Below are 17,084 nucleotides of genomic sequence, written 5' to 3' on the forward strand. Positions count from 1 at the left end.
GTTGGCGTTGGAGAATACGCGGTTCTGGGCGCCGTTGTCGTTGTCGCCGGAGCAGAAGCATTCGATCGAGGATCCGATCGAGATGGAGGCGGCGGCGGATGCGTTGCCGATCGAGCAGGTGGCGAAGCGGTGGATTGTGGCGTCGGATCCGGATGATGCGGTGGAGCAGGTGAAGGCGTATGTGGATGCTGGGTTGAATCATTTGGTGTTTCATGCGCCGGGTCATGATCAGCGGCGGTTTTTGGAGTTGTTCGAGCGGGATTTGGCGCCGCGGCTGCGCGCACTCGCCTGATTGCCCCGTCGTTCGACACGGAAGGACCGTCTACCTATGGCGATGGCTCGAATCGGCGCGGCAGCAACACTTCCCACCGCAACGGCGGAGTCCTGGGAATGGCAGCTGCGGGCGCGATGCCGCGGTATGGACAGCGCGATGTTCTTCCATCCGGAAGGCGAACGCGGCCCGACTCGAGCGTGGCGCATTCGCACCGCGAAGGCGCTGTGCGCGCAGTGCCCGGTCATCGAGCAGTGTCGGCAGCACGCCGTGGACATCGGTGAGCAGTACGGGATCTGGGGTGGAACGTCGGAATCGGAACGGTACCGCGACGGCCGGCCGGTCAGGAGAATGGCGCACTGACCGGCCGGACCGGCGTCACGCCGACTGAACCTGCTCGCGCAGGACGTTCTTGAGTACCTTGCCGGACGCGTTGCGGGGCAGGGTGTCGATCAGTTCGAGTGCGGTCGGCAGCTTGTAGCGGGCGAGGGAGCTCGACGCCCACTCGCGCAGCGACTCGATGCCGAGAACGGCGGAATCGCGCAGCGCCACATACGCGACGGGCGTCTCGCCCCACACCGGGTGGGAACGGCCCACGATGCTGACCTCGACGATGTCGGGGTGACCGGCCAGCACGTTCTCCACCTCGGAGCAGTAGATGTTCTCGCCACCGGAGATGATCATGTCCTTCGCGCGGTCGACGACGTACACGAAGCCGTCCTCGTCGACGCGGACGAGGTCTCCGGAATGAAACCAGCCGCCGTGGAACGCATCGGCGGTGGCCTCCGGCTTGTTCCAGTAGCCGAGCATCATTCCCGGTCCGCGGTAGACGATCTCGCCGACCTCGCCAGGTGCCACGTCCCGCATGTCAGGCGTCACGACCCGTGCCGACACCGATGCGATGGGACGGCCGACCGACCCCAGCTTGCGGAGGGCGTCCCTGCCGTGCAGTACGCACGTCACCGGCGACATCTCCGTCTGCCCGAAGAGCGCGATGCTCATCGAGCCGGGGAAGGTGTCCGACATGGTCCGCAACAGCGTGTCGGATGCGGGGGCGGCGCCCCAGCCCAGGGTGCGCAGCCGGGCGAGATCCCGCTGCGGCACAGTCGGTTCCGCGCACACGGCCTGCCACTGCGTGGGGACGAGGAAGACGCTGGTGACGCCCTCGGACTCGATCGTGTCGAGGATCTCGGTCGCGACGAATGCGCGGGTCGGGTGGATGACCAGCGTGCCGCCGACGTAGATCGTGGGGATAACCGAGCCGACCGCGCCGATGTGGAACAGCGGTGACGCGACGAGGTTGACCTCGTCCTCGTCCACGTACTGGAAGGCGCGCATCACGGTGGTCCCCTGCGACTGCAGGTTCAGGTGGGTGAGGACCGCGCCCTTCGGCCTCCCCGTCGTTCCGGAGGTGTACATGATCAGCGCGGGAGAATCCTCGGGCACGTCCGGCAGTTCGGCCGTCGACGGCGCGGCAGCGAGCAGGTCGGCATACAGCTCGAAACCCGCCGGGTCGGGAGCGACGACGGCGACCCGGGGTGGGTTCGTCAGCCCGGGCAGTGCGGCGGTGACGATCGGGAGTCCGATGTCGTCCACGACGACGATCTTGGCGCCGCAGTCGTTCAGGATGTAGCCGGCTTCGGGGCCGGTGAGCCGGAAGTTGATCGGTACGGCGATGGCGCCGAGAAGGTTGGCGGCGAGGACCGTCTCGATGAACTCGGGTCGGTTGCCGGTGACCAGCGCAACCCGGTCGCCGAACCCGACGCCGCGTGCTGCGAACGCGGAGGCGAGGGCGTGGACACGGTCATTCAGTTCGGACCAGGTGGTGGTCGTCCCGGTGAATCGGATGGCGGAGCGGTCGCCGAGTGCAGTGGCATGCCGCTGCACCTGGTTCATCCAGTGATTGCGCCTGGCGAGGTGCGGTTGGTCGGAGACATGTGTGGGCACGTCTTCTGCCTTTCGGATTGGATTCCGGGCGGGGCGGAGGGGGCGCCCCGCCCGGAAAGTGGGATCAGTTCGCGGGGCTGCTTTCCGGTGCGGGCTCGTCCGCGCCGGCCGAATCGGTGGCGGCGGTGTGGCGCACGGGGCAGCCCGGGGTGAAGGTTCCCATCTTCGGGATGTCGAACCCGTTGGGGTAGCTCTTGATTCGAGGCATGTCGTGGACGTGGAGAGGCGTGCTCCGCGAGGGTAGGACGGCAACGATCCGGGCGCGGATCTTGAGCGCGCCCTCGGAGGCGCGTCGTGCGAACGTTCCGGGGTCTCGGTAGTGGAATGCGGCGAGCAGTGACTTGTCCATGAGCGAACGGCTGAAGACGTCGATGATCGGCTTCGCGAAGCTCGGGTAGAACGACGCGAGAAGGTCGAGGGTGGAGTCCGCTACGCGCCGCGCACCCGGGTCGAAGGCGAAGTGCTCGGCCTCGTAGGAGTCCATGAAGGTCGCGAAGTCCTCGAAGGTGTCGGGGATGTCCTTGATGCCCATGTGCTTGCCGAGGGTCTGGTAGTAGCGGACCGAGGCGCGGAGTTCGGCAGCAGTCAGTTGGCGCCATCCGAACTTCTCGATCCAGCGCGCAGGCACGACGACGAAGGTCGACAGGACGTACAGGAAGTCGGCGTTGGAGATGTCGTACATGTGGTGCATCTGGTTGATGCGACGCAACGCGGCCTTGCCGTTCCTGCTGTCGAAGCCGTCGAGGAGGGGCAGTTCGAGCAGGATCGAGGTGTCGTCGTAGCGCTTCTGGGTGTCGTTCGTGAAGGCGCCGGTCTCGTCGAGCAGCTTGCCGATGCTGGGGACGGCGTACGTGCGGAAGAGGGCGAAGCTCAGGGACTGGTTGATGTCCCAGGGGAACTCGTAGGTCGAGAGGTTTCGGTAGATCTCCACGTATCGCGTCTCGGGATCGAGGCCGATATTCGGGTTTCGCTTGCTCACGTCGACTCTCCTTTAGCGTTCGTTCAGTGAGCGTAAGTCGAGTTATGGTTTTGTGCAAGGGGTCACACTGGTTCAGGTTCCGCAGGCTGTACCAGGCGGAACGTCGACAGAAGGGAGCGTGGCCGTGGTGGACGACGACAGGAAGCGGACGCCGACACGTGGTGCGCAACTGCGCTATCTCGAGGCGGGACTTCGCGTGCTGGCGAACCACGGGCACGCGGGCCTCAAGCTCGCAACGGTGTGCGAGACGGTAGGGGCCACGACCGGCTCCTTCTACCACGCGTTTCCGAACTGGGGCGACTACACCTCGGCGCTGATCCGCTACTGGCGCGAGGAGAAGAGTGACCGCTTCATTCGCAGCGCCCGTGACGTCACCGACCCGGTGCAGCGGCTGCGATTCCTCATCGATGTCGCCCTGCAGCTCCCGCACGAATCGGAGGCCGCGATTCGCGTATGGGCCTCCCACGACTCCGCCGTCCGGGCCATCCAGATCGATGCCGACGAGGAGCGGAGGCGGTTCATCTCGGACGCCTACTTCGACGCCATCGGTGACCGCGACCGTGCCGACCGATACGCGACCGTCGCGATGTACCTGCTCGTCGGCTACGAGAACGCCACCCACCGGTCACGCAGCGCACTACGGTGGGCGCTCGAAACCTACTTCCAGCAGGCGTTGGCCGAGGAGGACCTGGTCGCACCGACGCACGACGACGCCCCGGTCACTCAGTAGCGGGCACTACGAATCTCGAATGATGCTCGTCCGCAAGGTTGCGGGACACCTGTTCGGGCTCATGAGGCGGTGACCGCCTGCCCGACCGGGTCCTACGATGGGATCGACCATGCAGGGCTCCGGCTACCACGGCGGTGATGCTCGATGACGGTTCTTCGTTTCGCGACGCTGTGCGTCACGGCCTTCGTTCTGGTCGCGGGGTGTTCGACGACCTCCGAGCCGTCGGAGGAGACCGCCCCGTCCACGGCGTCGGGCGCGGTCAAGTCCGTGGACCAGGACGCGTTGCAGGCCGCGGTCGAAGTGGCGGCAATGCAGATGCGGGTGCCCGGAGCCTTCGTGCGGGTACGTACTCCACAGGGCACGGTGGACGCGGCCGTGGGTGCCACCGAACTGGGGACGGGATTCGAACCCGATGCCGGCACGCACTTCCGGATCGCGTCGAACACCAAGACGCTGACGTCGGCGCTGATCGTGCTGTTGGTTCAGGACGGACTGCTCGCGTTCGATGCCCCGGTTTCCGAGTTCGTTCCCGGCGTGCCGAACGGTGAGAACATCACCATCGCACAGCTTCTGGACATGCGAAGTGGCCTGTACAACTACACCGAGGCGCCGGAGCTTGCCGCCACGATGGACGCCGACCCGGCGAAGGCGTGGACGCCACAAGAGGTTCTCGATATCGCGTTCGCGCAGCCACCGAACTTCCCGCCGGGCGCCGAGTACGAGTACAGCAACACCAACTACGCGCTGCTGGGTCTCGTCGCGGAGAAGGCTGGTGGGCGTCCGCTCTCGGAGTTGTTCGCCGAGCGCCTGTTCCGTCCGTTCGGACTGAACGAGACATCGATGCCTGCCGCCGACGACGTGTCGATCCCGCGCCCGCTCTCGCACGGATACATGTACGGCGAATCGAAGTACGCACTGGTCGACGAACCGTATCCGGACGACCTGGCGGCAGCGGCCCGCGCGGGGACCGTCGCGCCTCTCGACTACACCCACCAGAACCCGTCGTACGCGACCGCGGCGGGCGGCGCGATCTCCACCGCGAACGACCTGGCGACGTGGATCGACGCGCTGGTCTCGGGAGAGGTGTTCGACGCCGACATGCAGCAGCAGTGGTATGACAGCAGGCGGGCCGAAGATCCCGGCACCCCGGACGGGCAGCAGTACGGATACGGCATCAGCCATCAGCAGTTCGGGCCGGGGGTCGCGATGTACTACCACGGCGGTGAACTGCCGGGATTCAATTCGTTCATCGGCCACGACCCCGACAACGACGTCACGATCGTGATCTGGACTAACCTCACACTGTCACCTGACGGTGCAACCACGGCGAACGCGTTGCTGCCCGTCGTCCTGGATCAGGTGTACGAGGGCCTGGACCTCGGCTCACCGGCGCCGATGTCGACACCGACCCGGTGAGCCGAGGAGGTTCTACGCGGGCAGGATGCTGACGGTGCCCTTGCAGACCGCGTTCTGCGGGTTCACGAACCACCAGGCGCCACCGGTCTGGACGGTGACGGTGAAGTCGACGACGCCGGTGCCGGTCCACGTCCGGTTGATCGGGATGCTCGGCTTCTGCAGCCAGGCGGATTCGTCGCTGACGCTGCGACCCGACTCCTTGGTGTCGCGGTTCGTCCAGTCGACGAGTACGCGGTTGCCGTACCAGTTGGGCCCGATGCTCGGGATCAGCCCGGACGGGGGTGCGGGCAGTTCGTTGCCGCCGCTGAGGAGCAGTGACGGCTCCAGTGCGGCACCGCCGGGACGAAGCGACGCGCCCGAGGACGCGGTGACGGTCCAGGTGAACGGCGGCGCCCAGAACAGCGGGTTGTTGCTCGAACAGGTCATGGTCGTCGTGGACGATTCCGCGTTCGCGACCGCACCGCCCCCGACCATGATCGACGTGCTGAGGGCTGCCGCCCCGAGAACTGCAGCGGCCGCACGACGAATCCTCCGGTTACCCATGAATCCTCCCCTTGATCGACGACGCGAGAATGGAGCTCTGCCCCACACGCCACATTGTCGGTGCGGAACCGGAATTCGTTACAGAACCGTCGTCGGGGGAGTCGTTCTCGGACGGGCGGGAACTTTCCTGCGGCGGCCCGCATCTACCTATCCGAGAAGGCACGCCGGGACGTTCGGTCCCGATTCGGAAAGGAACTGGAATGACGGAGAGCCACGCACTCACGGACCTGGGCATCGATCTCTCGGAAGTGCTGAGCGACCCCGCCGCCACCGTGAACGTCTCGACCGAGTCCGTGACCGTCGGCTTCGATGCGGCGGCGGGCACGTCGGCCGGCGCGGGTATCGAGGTGGAGTTCGGTGCTCCGGGTGGTGTGCCGCAGCTCAGTGTCGAGGGCGGCGGGCAGGTGGCGGCCGAGGGTGGGTTCCAGGCGGGCGGAAGCTACGACTCGGTCGACCTTTCCTCCGAAGGGGGTACGACGGAGGTGACCATCGACTCCGTCGATGCGGGCATTTGCGGGCGGCGGCAGCGTCGTGGCGGGCGCGGAGTTCGATTTCGACGTGTACGGAAACCCGGACGGCGGCCTTCCCGCGTTCGATGCAGGCGTGGGTGTCGACTACGCCGCCGAGAGCGAACTCCACACCGACGCGGGCTACTCCCACACGGAGATCAGTGCCGAAACAGGTGGGTACGGAGCCGATTACGGCATGTGATCAGGTGCGAAGTGGCCCCGCCGGATTCGCCGTCGGGGCCACTGTCGTCACGGTCGGTCAGCGGGCCCGCGCCTCCGCGACGGCCTCCGCGATTGGCATCGCCAGTGCGGGTCCGTGCCCGGGAAGGATCGTGTCGGCGTCGAGCGCCGCCAAGTGGTCGAGCGCGGCCGCCGTGTCGCCGTGACCGTGGTCGAACACGGGTGGGAGTAGTTGCGGGCCGGACACTTTCGACAGGGGATGGGCGGTGACCAGGGCGTCGCCGGTGACGATGACGCCGTGCTGCGGCAGGTGGTAGGCCGTGTGTCCGGACGTGTGGCCGTGGGTGGCGACGGGGACGGGCGCGCCCGGCAGGTCGAGGGCTCCCGCTGCCGGAAACGCCAGGCCGTCGCTGACGGAGAGCTGCTTCGTGGCTCCGGCCCGGGCAATGCTCACCAGCCACCGCGCCACACCGTGGCGGTGCAGCATCGGAACGAAGTCCTTCGCGGTCGCCTGCTCGAGGTAGTCGCGGCGCAGGTGCGCGACCTCGACCGGATCGGTGAACACGGGAATGCCGTAGCGCCGGTGGAAGTCGACGATGGTGCCCATGTGGTCGATGTGGGCGTGGGTGAGCAGCATGCCGTGGATGTCCTCGGGGCGACGCCCGAGTGAGCGGATCGCGGACTCCGCGGCACCGACGTCACCGGGGTAGCCGCCGTCGATCAGGGTCAGCGCGTCGCCGTCCCGGAGGAGCACCATGTTCACGTGTGTGCCGAGGACGCGGAAGACGTCGGGGGCAACTTCGTCGAGGTTGGTCACGGGCCCATTCTGGTGGACGTGCGTGGCGCTGGACGGTTGATGCTCCACTCGGCCTTGACATACAACCAATCGGTTGTATGTTGGAGGGGTGAGCGGAGATGACGAGGACCGGGCAGACGCCCTGTTCCACGCGCTCGCCGACCGGACCCGCCGCGACATCATGCGCCGTGTCCTCGCCGGAGAGCACTCGGTGTCGTCGCTCGCGCAGCAGTACGACATGAGCTTCGCTGCAGTGCAGAAACACGTCTCCGTACTGGAGAAGGCCGGATTGCTCACCAAGCGGCGAAACGGCCGGGAGCAGTTGGCCAGTGGCGACGTCGCGGCCGTGCGGTCGGTGGCGTCCATGCTCGCCGAGTTCGAACAGGTGTGGCGCGGTCGCATCGCCCGTATCGACGAACTCATCGCATTCGATTCACCCGTCGTATCCGGATCAACGCAGGAGGACTGAACGATGCCTGTTATCGACGTCAAGCCCGACCTCGACAACCTGACCCTGACCATCACCGCCGAGTTCGCAGCTCCGGTGGAGCGAGTCTGGCAGATCTACGCCGACCCGCGTCAGCTGGAAAAGGTATGGGGCCCACCGACCTTCCCGGCAACGTTCGTCGACCACGACCTCACGCCCGGTGGCCGCGTCACGTACTTCATGACCGGTCCGGAGGGAGAGAAGTACGCCGGCTACTGGCAGATCACGGCCGTCGACGAGCCGACGAGCTTCGCGTTCGAGGACGGCTTCGCCGACGAGGAGTTCAACCCGAATCCCGAACTGCCGGTGTCGAAGAACGTCTACTCCTTCGCAGCAACCGAGACCGGAACCCGGGCCACGTACGTGAGCACCTATGCCTCCGCCGAAGGGCTGCAGACGGTGCTGGACATGGGCGTGGTCGAGGGGTCCACGCTGGCGATCAATCAGATCGACGCGTTCCTGGCCTGACGGCGCGCCTGCGGTGCGGGGCCTGAGGTCGTCGACCTCAGGCCCCGCACCGCACCCGTGTGTGAGCGGACGGATCTACGGCCGGACGAGCACCTTGAGTGCTTCGCGGGAGTCCATGAGTCGGTAGGCCTCGGCCACGTCGTCGAGCGAGGTCTCGGCATCGAACACGCGACCCGGCTCGATCTCCCCGCCGAGCACCTGGGGAATCGCGGCCTCGATGTACGCGCGGACCGGGGCGGGTCCGCCGGTCAGGGTGATGTTCTTGCCGAACAGCGACCCGAATCCGACTGGGGCGGACTCGTACTGTGGGACCCCGACCCGGGAGATGACGCCGCCGGGCCGGACGATGCCGTACGCCTGTTCGTACGCGGGCATGTGGCCAACCGCCTCGAGAACGATGTGCGATCCCTCGCCGCCGGTGAGGTCGAGGACCTGTGCGATCCCGTCGGCGCCGCGGTCGGCGACCACGTCGGTGGCGCCGAAGTCGCGTCCGAGGTCGGTGCGGACGGTGTGCCGGCCCATCAGGATGATCCGTTCGGCGCCCAGCTGTTTCGCGGCAAGGACGGCGGACAGTCCGACGGCCCCGTCGCCGATCACGGTCACGGTGCTACCCGGTGTCACGCGTCCCACGTGCGCGGCGTGATACCCGGTGAGGTAGACGTCGGACAGAGTGAGCAGGGACGGCAGCAGCTTGTCGTCGACGTCGGAGGGAACCTTCACGAGGGTGCCCGCCGCCTGCGGAACGCGGACCAGTTCGGCCTGGGCGCCGCCGACCCCGTTCGAACCGTAGAAGCCGCCGTGCCGGCACGAGGTGTGAAATCCGTCCAGGCAATAGGGGCAGGTGTTGTCGGAGTAGGCGAACGGGGAGATGACGAGGTCGCCCGGCCTCAGCGTGGTCACCGCGGAACCGACGTCCTCGACCACACCGATGAACTCGTGGCCCATCGCGGAGCCGCGCTCGTTCGGCGTCATCGAGTGGTACGGGTGCAGGTCGGACCCGCACACGCAGGCCAGGGTGACGCGGACGACGGCGTCGGTCGGTTCCTGGATCGTCGGGGTGGGCACGTCCTGGACCCGGACGTCGCCGGGGCCGTACATGAATGTTGCTCGCATGATGACGGATTCCTGTTCGTGAGGGTGGTCAGGCTTCGGGGATGGCGATGCCGAACTTCTCGAGGGTCAGCGAGGCGGGTTCGGGGCCGCCGCGGATTCCGGTGTCGAGTGCATCGATCGCCGCGAGCTCGCTGTCGGTGAGGGTGAAGTCGGTGACGGCTAAGTTCTCCGAGATACGTTGCGGTGTCACGGACTTGGGGATGGCTGACCGGCCCTGCTGCAGGTGCCATCGCAGCATCACCTGTGCTGCGGACTTGCCGTGCTTCTCGCCGATCGCGCGGATCGTCGGATCGTCGAGGGTGCTGCTGTTGCGGCCGTCGCGGGAGAAGGTGATCCCGCCGATCGGCGACCAGGCCTGGGTGAGGATGCCGTGTACCGCGTCGGCGGCGAGCACTCCCGGCTGCCGGAAGTACGGGTGCATCTCGATCTGGTTGACGGCGGGCACCACGTTTGCCGATGCGGTGAGCCGATCGAGGTGGTCGGGCATGAAGTTGCTGACGCCGATCGAGCGAACCTTCCCGTCGGCGAGCAGCGTCTCGAGCGCTCGGTACGCGCCCTGCGTCAGGTCGAAACGGGTGGGCAGCGGCTGATGCAGGATCAGCATGTCGAGCCGGTCGAGGCCCAGCTTTCCCGCCGACTTGTCGAAGGCGTGCAGCGTGGCGTCGTAGCCGTAGTCGCTGATCCACACCTTCGTCTCGACGAAGATCTCCGCGCGGTCGATGCCGGAGCGACGGATCGCCTCACCCACCTCACGCTCGTTGCCGTACGCGGCAGCGGTGTCGATGTGCCGGTAGCCGGTGCGCAGGGCCACTTCGACGGCTGCGATCGTCTCGTCCGGTGGCGTCTGGAAGACACCGAAGCCGAGCGCGGGCAGGGTGACGCCGTTGTTCAGGGTGAGGGTCGGAACGGGTTTCACGGTCATGGCTTTCACGGTAGGAAGGAGCCGCGGATTCAGGGAGGGCCTGGTGTTACCCCGTTCCGGGCGTGCCGGGTACTGGCGGTACCTCCCACGAGGGGTGTTCCGGTCGTACCGTCGAGGGCATGGATCTGAAGGCGGAGACTGCCGAGTTCCTCGCGTCGCGGCGTGCGCGGATCACCCCCGACAAGGCCGGTCTGCCCGCGTACGGCGGCAATCGGCGGGTGCCGGGACTGCGCCGCGAGGAGGTGGCGATGCTCGCGGGAGTGAGCGTCGACTACTACACGCGTCTCGAACGCGGCAATCTTCGTGGGGTGTCCGAGGGAGTGCTCGAGTCGCTGGCGGAGGCACTGCAACTCGACGACGCGGAACGCAGTCACCTGTTCGATCTGTCCCGGTCCGCGAACGCGTCGGGTGCCGCTCGGTCACGGGCACGGCGGAGGGCGCCGGGCAGGCTACGTCCGGTGGTACAGCGCATCCTCGATTCGATGGAGACAGTGCCCGCCCTGGTGCGCAACGGCCGACTGGACGTGCTGGGTGCGAATCTGCTCGGCCGCGCACTGTATGCGCCGATGTACGACTCACCCGAGCGGGTGGCGAAGCAGCCGGTGAACACCGCCAGATTCCACTTCCTCGACACCGGGGCGGCGCAACGGTTCTGGGGGGACCGCTGGGAGAAGGTCGCGCACGATGCCGTCTCGATCCTGCGGTCGGAGGCGGGACGGAACCCACACGACCGGGAACTGATCGCCCTTGTCGGCGAGTTGTCGACGCGTAGTGAGGACTTTCGTCGCATGTGGGCGTCCCACGACGTCCGCCTGCACCGCACGGGCACGAAGGTGTTCCACCACCCGGCGGTGGGTCGACTCGAACTCGACTACGAGGCGCTGCTGCTGCCCGTGGATTCCGGCCTGCAACTCAACGTGTACACGGCGGTGCCCGGGTCTCTGTCCGACGACGGTCTCAAGCTGCTCACCTCGTGGGCGGCGACCACCCTCGTCGCGCCGTCCTGATCCGGGGCGACGTCACACCACCCCCGGAGGCGCGGAATGTGGCGGGAGCGTGACGAGTGTGCGCCGGCTCGGGAGCCCGGCGGGTCCAGCTGTCGGTAGCCACTCGTATCGTCGTGGGCATGGGAACTTGGGGTTCGGGGCCGTTCGAGAACGACGGCGCGTGTGATCTGCTCGCAGCGCTTCGCGCAGGCGAATTCGACATCGACGACTACGCAGGCCATGTCGGCGGGGACTATCTCGAGGCCGACGACGCGCAGGCCGCGATCGCACTCGCGGAGGTCGTCGCCGTGGCCGATGGACTGCTTCCGGCGCCAGGGCAGCTCGACGGCATCGACGCGGCCCGCTACGCCGCGTCGCTGACACCGGAGCAGCGCGCGTGGATCGTCGTCACGCTCGAGCGCACCATCGCGGACGCCGACACCTCCGAACTGTTCGAGCTGTGGGCGGAGAACGGTCCCGAGGATCTGGAGGAGTGGCGGGCGCCGATCGAAAGCAGGTTGGCGGGTCTGAAGCAGCCGCGCTGAGCGCGTCACGTCGCCGTCCACTGTGCGTTCGATTATGGTCGTTAGACTCGCGTAGCAGAATCCTGCTGCTCAGCGAGACAGGCTCGGACACTTCACGCTCCGACGGCAGGACGACATGGACGAGGACGACACGGATCACGACGCACCCCCGAGCAGTGCGGGGTCGGCGCGCATGCGGAGCCGCGCGGCCCGAGGAGTCGGCGCGGTCCTGTTCTCCGGCGTGGTCGTCGCCGTGGGAGTGTTCGGCTACGCGGGCTACCTGACGATTCGTGTGGCCCACTCGTACAGCAGCGGTATCACGTCCACGCAGGATGCGTTCCCCGACGAGGAGGGACGTCCGGCGCAGACGCAGGCGACGAACATCCTGCTGATCGGTGTCGACAAGGCGTGTGCTGCGGGCGGGACACCGCTCGCGCCGCAGGCCGGCCAGACGGACTCCATGATGCTCGTGCACCTGCCCGCCGATCGATCGACCGTTCACGTCGTGTCGATCATGCGGAACCTGTGGGTGCCCATCCCTGGCCACGGATTCGACAAGATCGACGCGGCAGTCGTACTCGGCGGAGCGCCCCTGGCCGTCGAGACCGTCGAGAACCTGTTGCGCGCCAGAATCGACCACCTCGCGATCGTGGACCTCGCAGGCCTCGCCTCGGTTGTCGATGTGGTCAACGGAATCGACGTCCGCAGCGACCGCGCCTTCACGAGCGCCGGGTTCGAGTTCGTGCGCGGCGCCAATCATCTCGACGGCGCGGAGGCGATGCGTTTCCTGCGTGAGCGGGAGGCATTCCCGGACGCGGACTTCGCGCGAGTGAAGAATCAGCAGGCAGTGGCCCGCGGCATCACCGACCGCGTCTTCTCCGGCGACGCCGTGACCGACCCGTCGCACCTCGACAACGTCGTCGACGAACTCGCCCCGTACGTGACCGTGGACAGCGAACTCGACTGGCGGACGGCGATGTCGCTCGGCTACAGCCTCTACGGTGCCCGCGGCCAGCACCACTACGTCACCATCCCCACGTCCGGCATCGACACCACCTTCGGCGGGCAGTCGATTGTCAGGCCCGACGACGTCGCTCTGGCACAGTTGCGGGACGCCTTCGCTCGCGACGACGTCGCGACACTGCACCGCGTCGGCGGCGGGTGAACGACGGCCGACGAGAGGCAACGGTGATACTCCCCAAGGTCCGAGATCCGCGTTTCATCACGATCCGCCGCGGCGGGACCCTCACCGATGAGGATCACCACCTGCTCGCACTGTGGGCGGCGTCGTGCGCGGAACACGTCCTGCCCCTCTTCGAATTGGAGCGGCCTGACGACCTGCGGCCGCGGGAGGCGATCGAGCATGCCCGCGCCTGGGTGCGCGGGGAGGTCCCGATGATGCAGGCACGTGCGGCGGGAGGCCATGCGATGGGGGCCGCCCGAGACCTTCGAGGAGCGGCCCGTCATGCCGCCTACGCGGCGGGGCAGGCCGGGGCCGTCGCGCACGTCGCCGCTCACGACCTCGGTGCGGCCGCCTATGCGATCAAGGCCGCACGAGCGGCTGCGCCTGCCGCCGACGCCGAAGCTGCGGGGCGGCGCGAATGCCGATGGCAGCGAGACCAACTGCCGGACACGATCCGCGAGCTGGTCCTCGACGACCAGCGGTTGCGCAACGACATCTGCTGGTCGGTGTTCGACTGCTGAGCAATCGTTCTCGAACCGAAATGCGACGCGCCACAGGTGTGAACAGAGGCGCTTCGGGGCATGCTCCTACCGTGGTCGGTGGTGGCGCTCGTGTTGGGCGGGTCCACCTGCACGAGGGGAGCCCCGAACTGTGCATCGCGTCAAGGCAGGCCGTCAGCCGCTCGAGCGGACCTCCGGAGTGGACCGTGAGCCCACACCCTCGACCGACGAACCGATTCGCTGGCCCGATCCCAGTCCGCTCGACGAGTGGTGGACCTCCGTGATGGCACGTGGGAAACCGGATACCGCTCCCTGACCACGCGGACTGGGTCCGTAGACGGATTCGAGGTCGACTAACCGCCCCCGAGGATGCGTCGGGGCCCATGATGGAGCCATGACCGAGGCGCATCTGTATCGACGCTTTCCCGCACTGAAGGCGAGTCTTCCCCGATTGCCCCTGGGTACGGGGCCGAGTCCGGTGCGTGAACTGACCCACCTGCCCACGGCGTCCGGTTCGGTCTGGCTCAAGGACGACGGTGCGTACGGAGACGGCGGCTGGGGCGGAAACAAGGTTCGGAAACTGGAATGGCTGCTGGCCGACATCCTGCGCCGCGATCGCAGGACGGTGATCACCGTCGGAGGGTTGGGTACCAACTGGGGGCTGGCCACCGCCCGCTACTGCCGGGAGCACGGGGTGAACACCGCGCTGGCGCTGGTCGACCAGCCCATGGACGACCACGTCCGGGATCAGCTGCAGCGACTGCGCGACAGTGGCGCGCGGCTGTACTTCACCCACACCAAGGCGCGGACAGTCGCCACAGTGCCGTGGCTGCTGGCCCGACACCGTCGTGCCTGCTTCATCCCACCCGGCGGATCCAACGCCATCGGTGCTCTCGGGTATGTCGAGACGGCATTCGAACTGGCCGAGCAGATCCGCGAGGGGGCATTGCCCAAGCCGGGCAGCGTCGTGGTTCCCGTCGGCTCCGGAGGCACCGCCGCCGGCCTGTCCCTCGGCCTGGGGTTGGCCGGGCTGTCGGACGTCACGGTCACCGCCGTCGTCGTCAACGACACGTTGCGCCTGGACCGGCGCACACTCGACCGGATGGCCCGTCGCACCGCGACGTTGCTCACCGACCGCGGCGCCGCGTTGCCGGACGTGCAGCCGGCCCCGCTGGTTGTCACCCGCGACTGGTTGGGCCCCGGCTACGGACACCCAACCCCTGCGGCGCTGGCTGCGCTCGCCCTGGCGCGGGAAGGTGAGAATCTCGCCCTGGAACCGGTGTACACCGGCAAGGCGATGGCAGCGTTGCTCGACCTCGACGAGGGCGGCCGATCGAGCCGTGACGCTCCGGTGTTGTTCCTCAACACGAACGGACCTCGATGACGTCTCGCCACAGGTCTCGTGCGCGGATCGGGACGTCCGGCAGGAGTGGGGAAGCACGGACATGAAGCTGACGACCATGACGCAGGTGACCGTCGACGGTGTGGTGCAGGGGAACGGCGGCGCCTCGGACGAGGACCGCCGGAACGGATTCGTACGCGGCGGCTGGGCGCTCGGGGCGGGCGACGCGGAGACCATGGGGCTGATCACCTCGACGTACCAGCGGGCCGATGCGTTCCTGTTCGGTCGGCGGACCTACGAACTCTTCGCCGGGTACTGGGGGACGGTCCCGGAGATGCGCGCCCACCCCATCGGTGTGGCATTGAACGAGACGCCCAAGTACGTCGCCTCGAGGACGCTCACCGAGGTGCGTTGGGAGAACACCACCCTTCTCACCGGTGACCTTGCCGCGGCGATCGCCGAACTGAAGGCGACATCCGAGGGGGAGTTGCAGGTGCACGGCAGTGGCACCCTCGTCCGATGGCTGCTCGCACGGGACCTCGTCGACGAGATGACCCTGATCGTCGTCCCGGTGATCCTCGGCCAGGGCACCCGATTGTTCCCCGACAACGGGCCCGACATCGCGCTCGACCTGGTCGATTCGCGTGTCGATTCGAAGGGTGTCACGATCCAGGTCCATCGGCCGAACGGCCGTCCGAGCTACCCGGCCGATCCGGGCGGATGACACCGTGGTCGCCGTGCGTCAGAGGTGTTGAGTCGCAAAGGATACGGATCGATGACGACGCCGACTGACAGTCACCGAAGCGAGACCTTCGAGCGTCGAGATTCCGGTGCCCCCCGCACCGGATCGGAGTTAAATGGTTCCAACCAACCCACGAGAATTCGACAGTAGAAAGTACAGCCCAAGTCAGCCGGCCACCCGCAGCTGTCAGGTAGTGAAGCACGGGCGGCGCATCGTCTTCGGGAAGCGCGATGATCGAAGCAGTGTCGGGACTTCACACGGGCAGGCGAGAACATGCGGTCGCGCCCGAACCGCACGAACACACGGCAGACAGGATGGGGGACGACGCGGTTCCGCTGCGCCACCTCCTCGCGGTGGCACAGTTGACACCGCCCCAGGCCGCGCTGCTCGTGACGGACGTGATCGATCAGGTCGAGTCGGCGCGTGGACTCGGCAGGCAGCCGTCCTCCGTCCGGGGCACGGCCGTCACGGTGGCCGAGTCCGGTCGGCTGACACTCGAGCGGATGACCCGCCGGACCGGACCCGCACCGGACGTCACGGACGCGGTCGCGGGTGTCGTTCGGAGCATCGCCACCAACTGCCGTAAGGCGGAGTTCGTCGACAGGCTCACCGAATCCATTTCGGCGGCAAAGGATCTGCAGGACCTGGTGCGGATGGTTCGGGTGGCAGTCGCGCCCGACCTCGACCCGGACGCGGAGGAACGGCGGCGTCGTCAGATCGGCGAGCTCGTCACCGTGGCGAGTGGACACCCGCTTCCGGACGGCCGGCTCGTCACCGAGGCGCCGACCGCGCAGGACCTGCATTTCACCGACGCCGGATCCCTCGCGTCGAAAAGCTGGATTCCGCCCGTCCACAAGGTGTGGGACGAGCGTCGGAGGCGCCCGTCCCGGCGCGTCGTGATGTTCTCGCTGCTCGCGATCGCGATCCTCGCCGGAGCGGCGGTGGCCGTTCCCCGTGTCTGGTCCGAAATGGGCCGTGGCTGGAACGCCGTCCTGAGTCCGGACGATCCACCGGACCCGAACGCGATCGACCCGGTGTCACCGCCACCCGAGCCGTCACCCCCAGCGGGCGGTGTCGCGCCTGCGCCCGTCCCCTCCGGTCCTCCGGGCAGTGCCGGTCCGATCACCGCCGTCACCGCGACCTTCGCCGAGGGGGCGTGCGCGGCCGGGCAGCCGTGCCTGGTGCGGGTGGACGTGAACTACGACCCGGCGAAGGCAGTCGCCGCGGTGACCTGGAAGCTGGTCGTCCACGACCGGTGTTCAGGGGAGGTGCGCAGCAGTGCCGACGTCACGATGCCGACGGAGCCGGGGCGCGAGCAGGTGTACGGCCTCGGCAAGACCGACCTGCCGGCCGGTCCCGCGATTGCGATCGTCGCCGAGACCAGCGCCCCCGCCGTCGCCGCCTCGGAGCCGTTGTTCGTGCCCGCCGAGAACGCGACCTGCTGAG

At 67.6% G+C, this 17,084-nt stretch carries 19 protein-coding genes and 1 pseudogene; 14 read left to right on the forward strand and 6 right to left on the reverse strand.

The annotated features are described in order from the left end of the window. Nucleotides 1–292, forward strand: a pseudogene (locus RHCRD62_RS18810) (glucose-6-phosphate dehydrogenase (coenzyme-F420)); the annotation flags it as partial. A 36-nt stretch (nt 293–328) separates the two neighbouring features. Continuing rightward, nucleotides 329–634, forward strand: coding sequence for a WhiB family transcriptional regulator (locus RHCRD62_RS18815; RefSeq protein WP_084734371.1), 306 nt, complete (start codon nt 329–331; stop codon nt 632–634). Nucleotides 635–649: 15 nt separating this feature from the next. Here RHCRD62_RS18815 and RHCRD62_RS18820 read toward each other — a convergent pair whose 3' ends face one another. Both RHCRD62_RS18820 and RHCRD62_RS18825 read right to left on the reverse strand, forming a co-directional pair. Beyond that, entirely contained in the window at nt 650–2,167 is a 1,518-nt protein-coding gene (locus RHCRD62_RS18820; RefSeq protein ID WP_050066296.1) for a long-chain-fatty-acid--CoA ligase, read from the reverse strand. A gap of 115 nt (nt 2,168–2,282) precedes the next feature. Continuing rightward, complete coding sequence (locus RHCRD62_RS18825) at nt 2,283–3,197, reverse strand: oxygenase MpaB family protein (RefSeq protein WP_050066297.1); 915 nt, start codon at nt 3,195–3,197, stop codon at nt 2,283–2,285. Between the two features lie 127 nt (nt 3,198–3,324). Between RHCRD62_RS18825 and RHCRD62_RS18830 the strand changes: the two genes are divergently transcribed. Both RHCRD62_RS18830 and RHCRD62_RS18835 read left to right on the forward strand, forming a co-directional pair. Further along, entirely contained in the window at nt 3,325–3,927 is a 603-nt protein-coding gene (locus RHCRD62_RS18830) for a TetR/AcrR family transcriptional regulator (RefSeq protein WP_050066648.1), read from the forward strand. Between the two features lie 144 nt (nt 3,928–4,071). After that, nucleotides 4,072–5,343 carry a serine hydrolase domain-containing protein gene (locus RHCRD62_RS18835; RefSeq protein ID WP_050066298.1) on the forward strand — a complete coding sequence of 424 codons (1,272 nt, stop codon included), beginning with the start codon at nt 4,072–4,074 and terminating at the stop codon, nt 5,341–5,343. Nucleotides 5,344–5,355: 12 nt separating this feature from the next. Here RHCRD62_RS18835 and RHCRD62_RS18840 read toward each other — a convergent pair whose 3' ends face one another. Next, nucleotides 5,356–5,886 (reverse strand): hypothetical protein, encoded by a 531-nt coding sequence (locus RHCRD62_RS18840; protein WP_050066299.1) that lies wholly within the window; start codon nt 5,884–5,886, stop codon nt 5,356–5,358. A 501-nt stretch (nt 5,887–6,387) separates the two neighbouring features. Here RHCRD62_RS18840 and RHCRD62_RS18845 point away from each other — a divergent pair. Continuing rightward, nucleotides 6,388–6,597, forward strand: a complete 210-nt coding sequence (locus RHCRD62_RS18845) for a hypothetical protein (RefSeq protein WP_050066300.1) — start codon at nt 6,388–6,390, stop codon at nt 6,595–6,597. Between the two features lie 57 nt (nt 6,598–6,654). Here RHCRD62_RS18845 and RHCRD62_RS18850 read toward each other — a convergent pair whose 3' ends face one another. After that, nucleotides 6,655–7,392, reverse strand: coding sequence for an MBL fold metallo-hydrolase (locus RHCRD62_RS18850; RefSeq protein ID WP_050066301.1), 738 nt, complete (start codon nt 7,390–7,392; stop codon nt 6,655–6,657). A gap of 88 nt (nt 7,393–7,480) precedes the next feature. On the opposite strand from RHCRD62_RS18850, the gene RHCRD62_RS18855 reads away from it, so the two are divergent. Together RHCRD62_RS18855 and RHCRD62_RS18860 are read left to right on the forward strand one after the other, a co-directional pair. Next, the gene (locus RHCRD62_RS18855) at nt 7,481–7,840 is read left to right on the forward strand and encodes an ArsR/SmtB family transcription factor (protein ID WP_050066302.1); all 360 of its coding nucleotides are present in this window, start codon (nt 7,481–7,483) and stop codon (nt 7,838–7,840) included. Nucleotides 7,841–7,843: 3 nt separating this feature from the next. Further along, on the forward strand, nt 7,844–8,326 hold the full coding sequence (locus RHCRD62_RS18860; protein ID WP_050066303.1) for an SRPBCC family protein: 483 nt from the start codon (nt 7,844–7,846) through the stop codon (nt 8,324–8,326). Between the two features lie 75 nt (nt 8,327–8,401). On the opposite strand, the gene RHCRD62_RS18865 is transcribed toward RHCRD62_RS18860, so the two are convergent. Together RHCRD62_RS18865 and RHCRD62_RS18870 are read right to left on the reverse strand one after the other, a co-directional pair. After that, complete coding sequence (locus RHCRD62_RS18865) at nt 8,402–9,439, reverse strand: zinc-dependent alcohol dehydrogenase family protein (RefSeq protein WP_172671100.1); 1,038 nt, start codon at nt 9,437–9,439, stop codon at nt 8,402–8,404. Between the two features lie 28 nt (nt 9,440–9,467). Then, nucleotides 9,468–10,361: an aldo/keto reductase gene (locus RHCRD62_RS18870; RefSeq protein ID WP_050066305.1), complete on the reverse strand. Its 894-nt coding sequence runs from the start codon at nt 10,359–10,361 to the stop codon at nt 9,468–9,470. A gap of 119 nt (nt 10,362–10,480) precedes the next feature. On the opposite strand from RHCRD62_RS18870, the gene RHCRD62_RS18875 reads away from it, so the two are divergent. The 7 genes from RHCRD62_RS18875 (at nt 10,481) to RHCRD62_RS18905 (ending at nt 17,083) form a co-directional block, all read left to right on the forward strand. Further along, a complete protein-coding gene (locus RHCRD62_RS18875; protein WP_050066306.1) occupies nt 10,481–11,368 on the forward strand; it encodes a helix-turn-helix transcriptional regulator in 888 nt (295 codons plus the stop codon). 119 nt (nt 11,369–11,487) lie between these two features. Continuing rightward, a complete protein-coding gene (locus tag RHCRD62_RS18880) occupies nt 11,488–11,892 on the forward strand; it encodes a DUF4259 domain-containing protein (protein WP_050066307.1) in 405 nt (134 codons plus the stop codon). Nucleotides 11,893–12,007: 115 nt separating this feature from the next. Next, nucleotides 12,008–13,036 carry an LCP family protein gene (locus RHCRD62_RS18885; protein WP_050066308.1) on the forward strand — a complete coding sequence of 343 codons (1,029 nt, stop codon included), beginning with the start codon at nt 12,008–12,010 and terminating at the stop codon, nt 13,034–13,036. 23 nt (nt 13,037–13,059) lie between these two features. After that, entirely contained in the window at nt 13,060–13,575 is a 516-nt protein-coding gene (locus RHCRD62_RS18890; RefSeq protein WP_050066649.1) for a putative immunity protein, read from the forward strand. Between the two features lie 373 nt (nt 13,576–13,948). Beyond that, nucleotides 13,949–14,938 (forward strand): 1-aminocyclopropane-1-carboxylate deaminase/D-cysteine desulfhydrase, encoded by a 990-nt coding sequence (locus tag RHCRD62_RS18895; protein ID WP_050066309.1) that lies wholly within the window; start codon nt 13,949–13,951, stop codon nt 14,936–14,938. A 61-nt stretch (nt 14,939–14,999) separates the two neighbouring features. Beyond that, complete coding sequence (locus RHCRD62_RS18900) at nt 15,000–15,620, forward strand: dihydrofolate reductase family protein (RefSeq protein ID WP_050066310.1); 621 nt, start codon at nt 15,000–15,002, stop codon at nt 15,618–15,620. 332 nt (nt 15,621–15,952) lie between these two features. Continuing rightward, nucleotides 15,953–17,083 carry a hypothetical protein gene (locus RHCRD62_RS18905; protein ID WP_253277388.1) on the forward strand — a complete coding sequence of 377 codons (1,131 nt, stop codon included), beginning with the start codon at nt 15,953–15,955 and terminating at the stop codon, nt 17,081–17,083. The last annotated feature ends 1 nt before the right edge of the window (nt 17,084 follow it).

This window comes from Rhodococcus sp. RD6.2 (assembly GCF_001040705.1).
In the GTDB taxonomy this organism is placed as follows: Bacteria; Actinomycetota; Actinomycetes; order Mycobacteriales; family Mycobacteriaceae; genus Rhodococcus_G.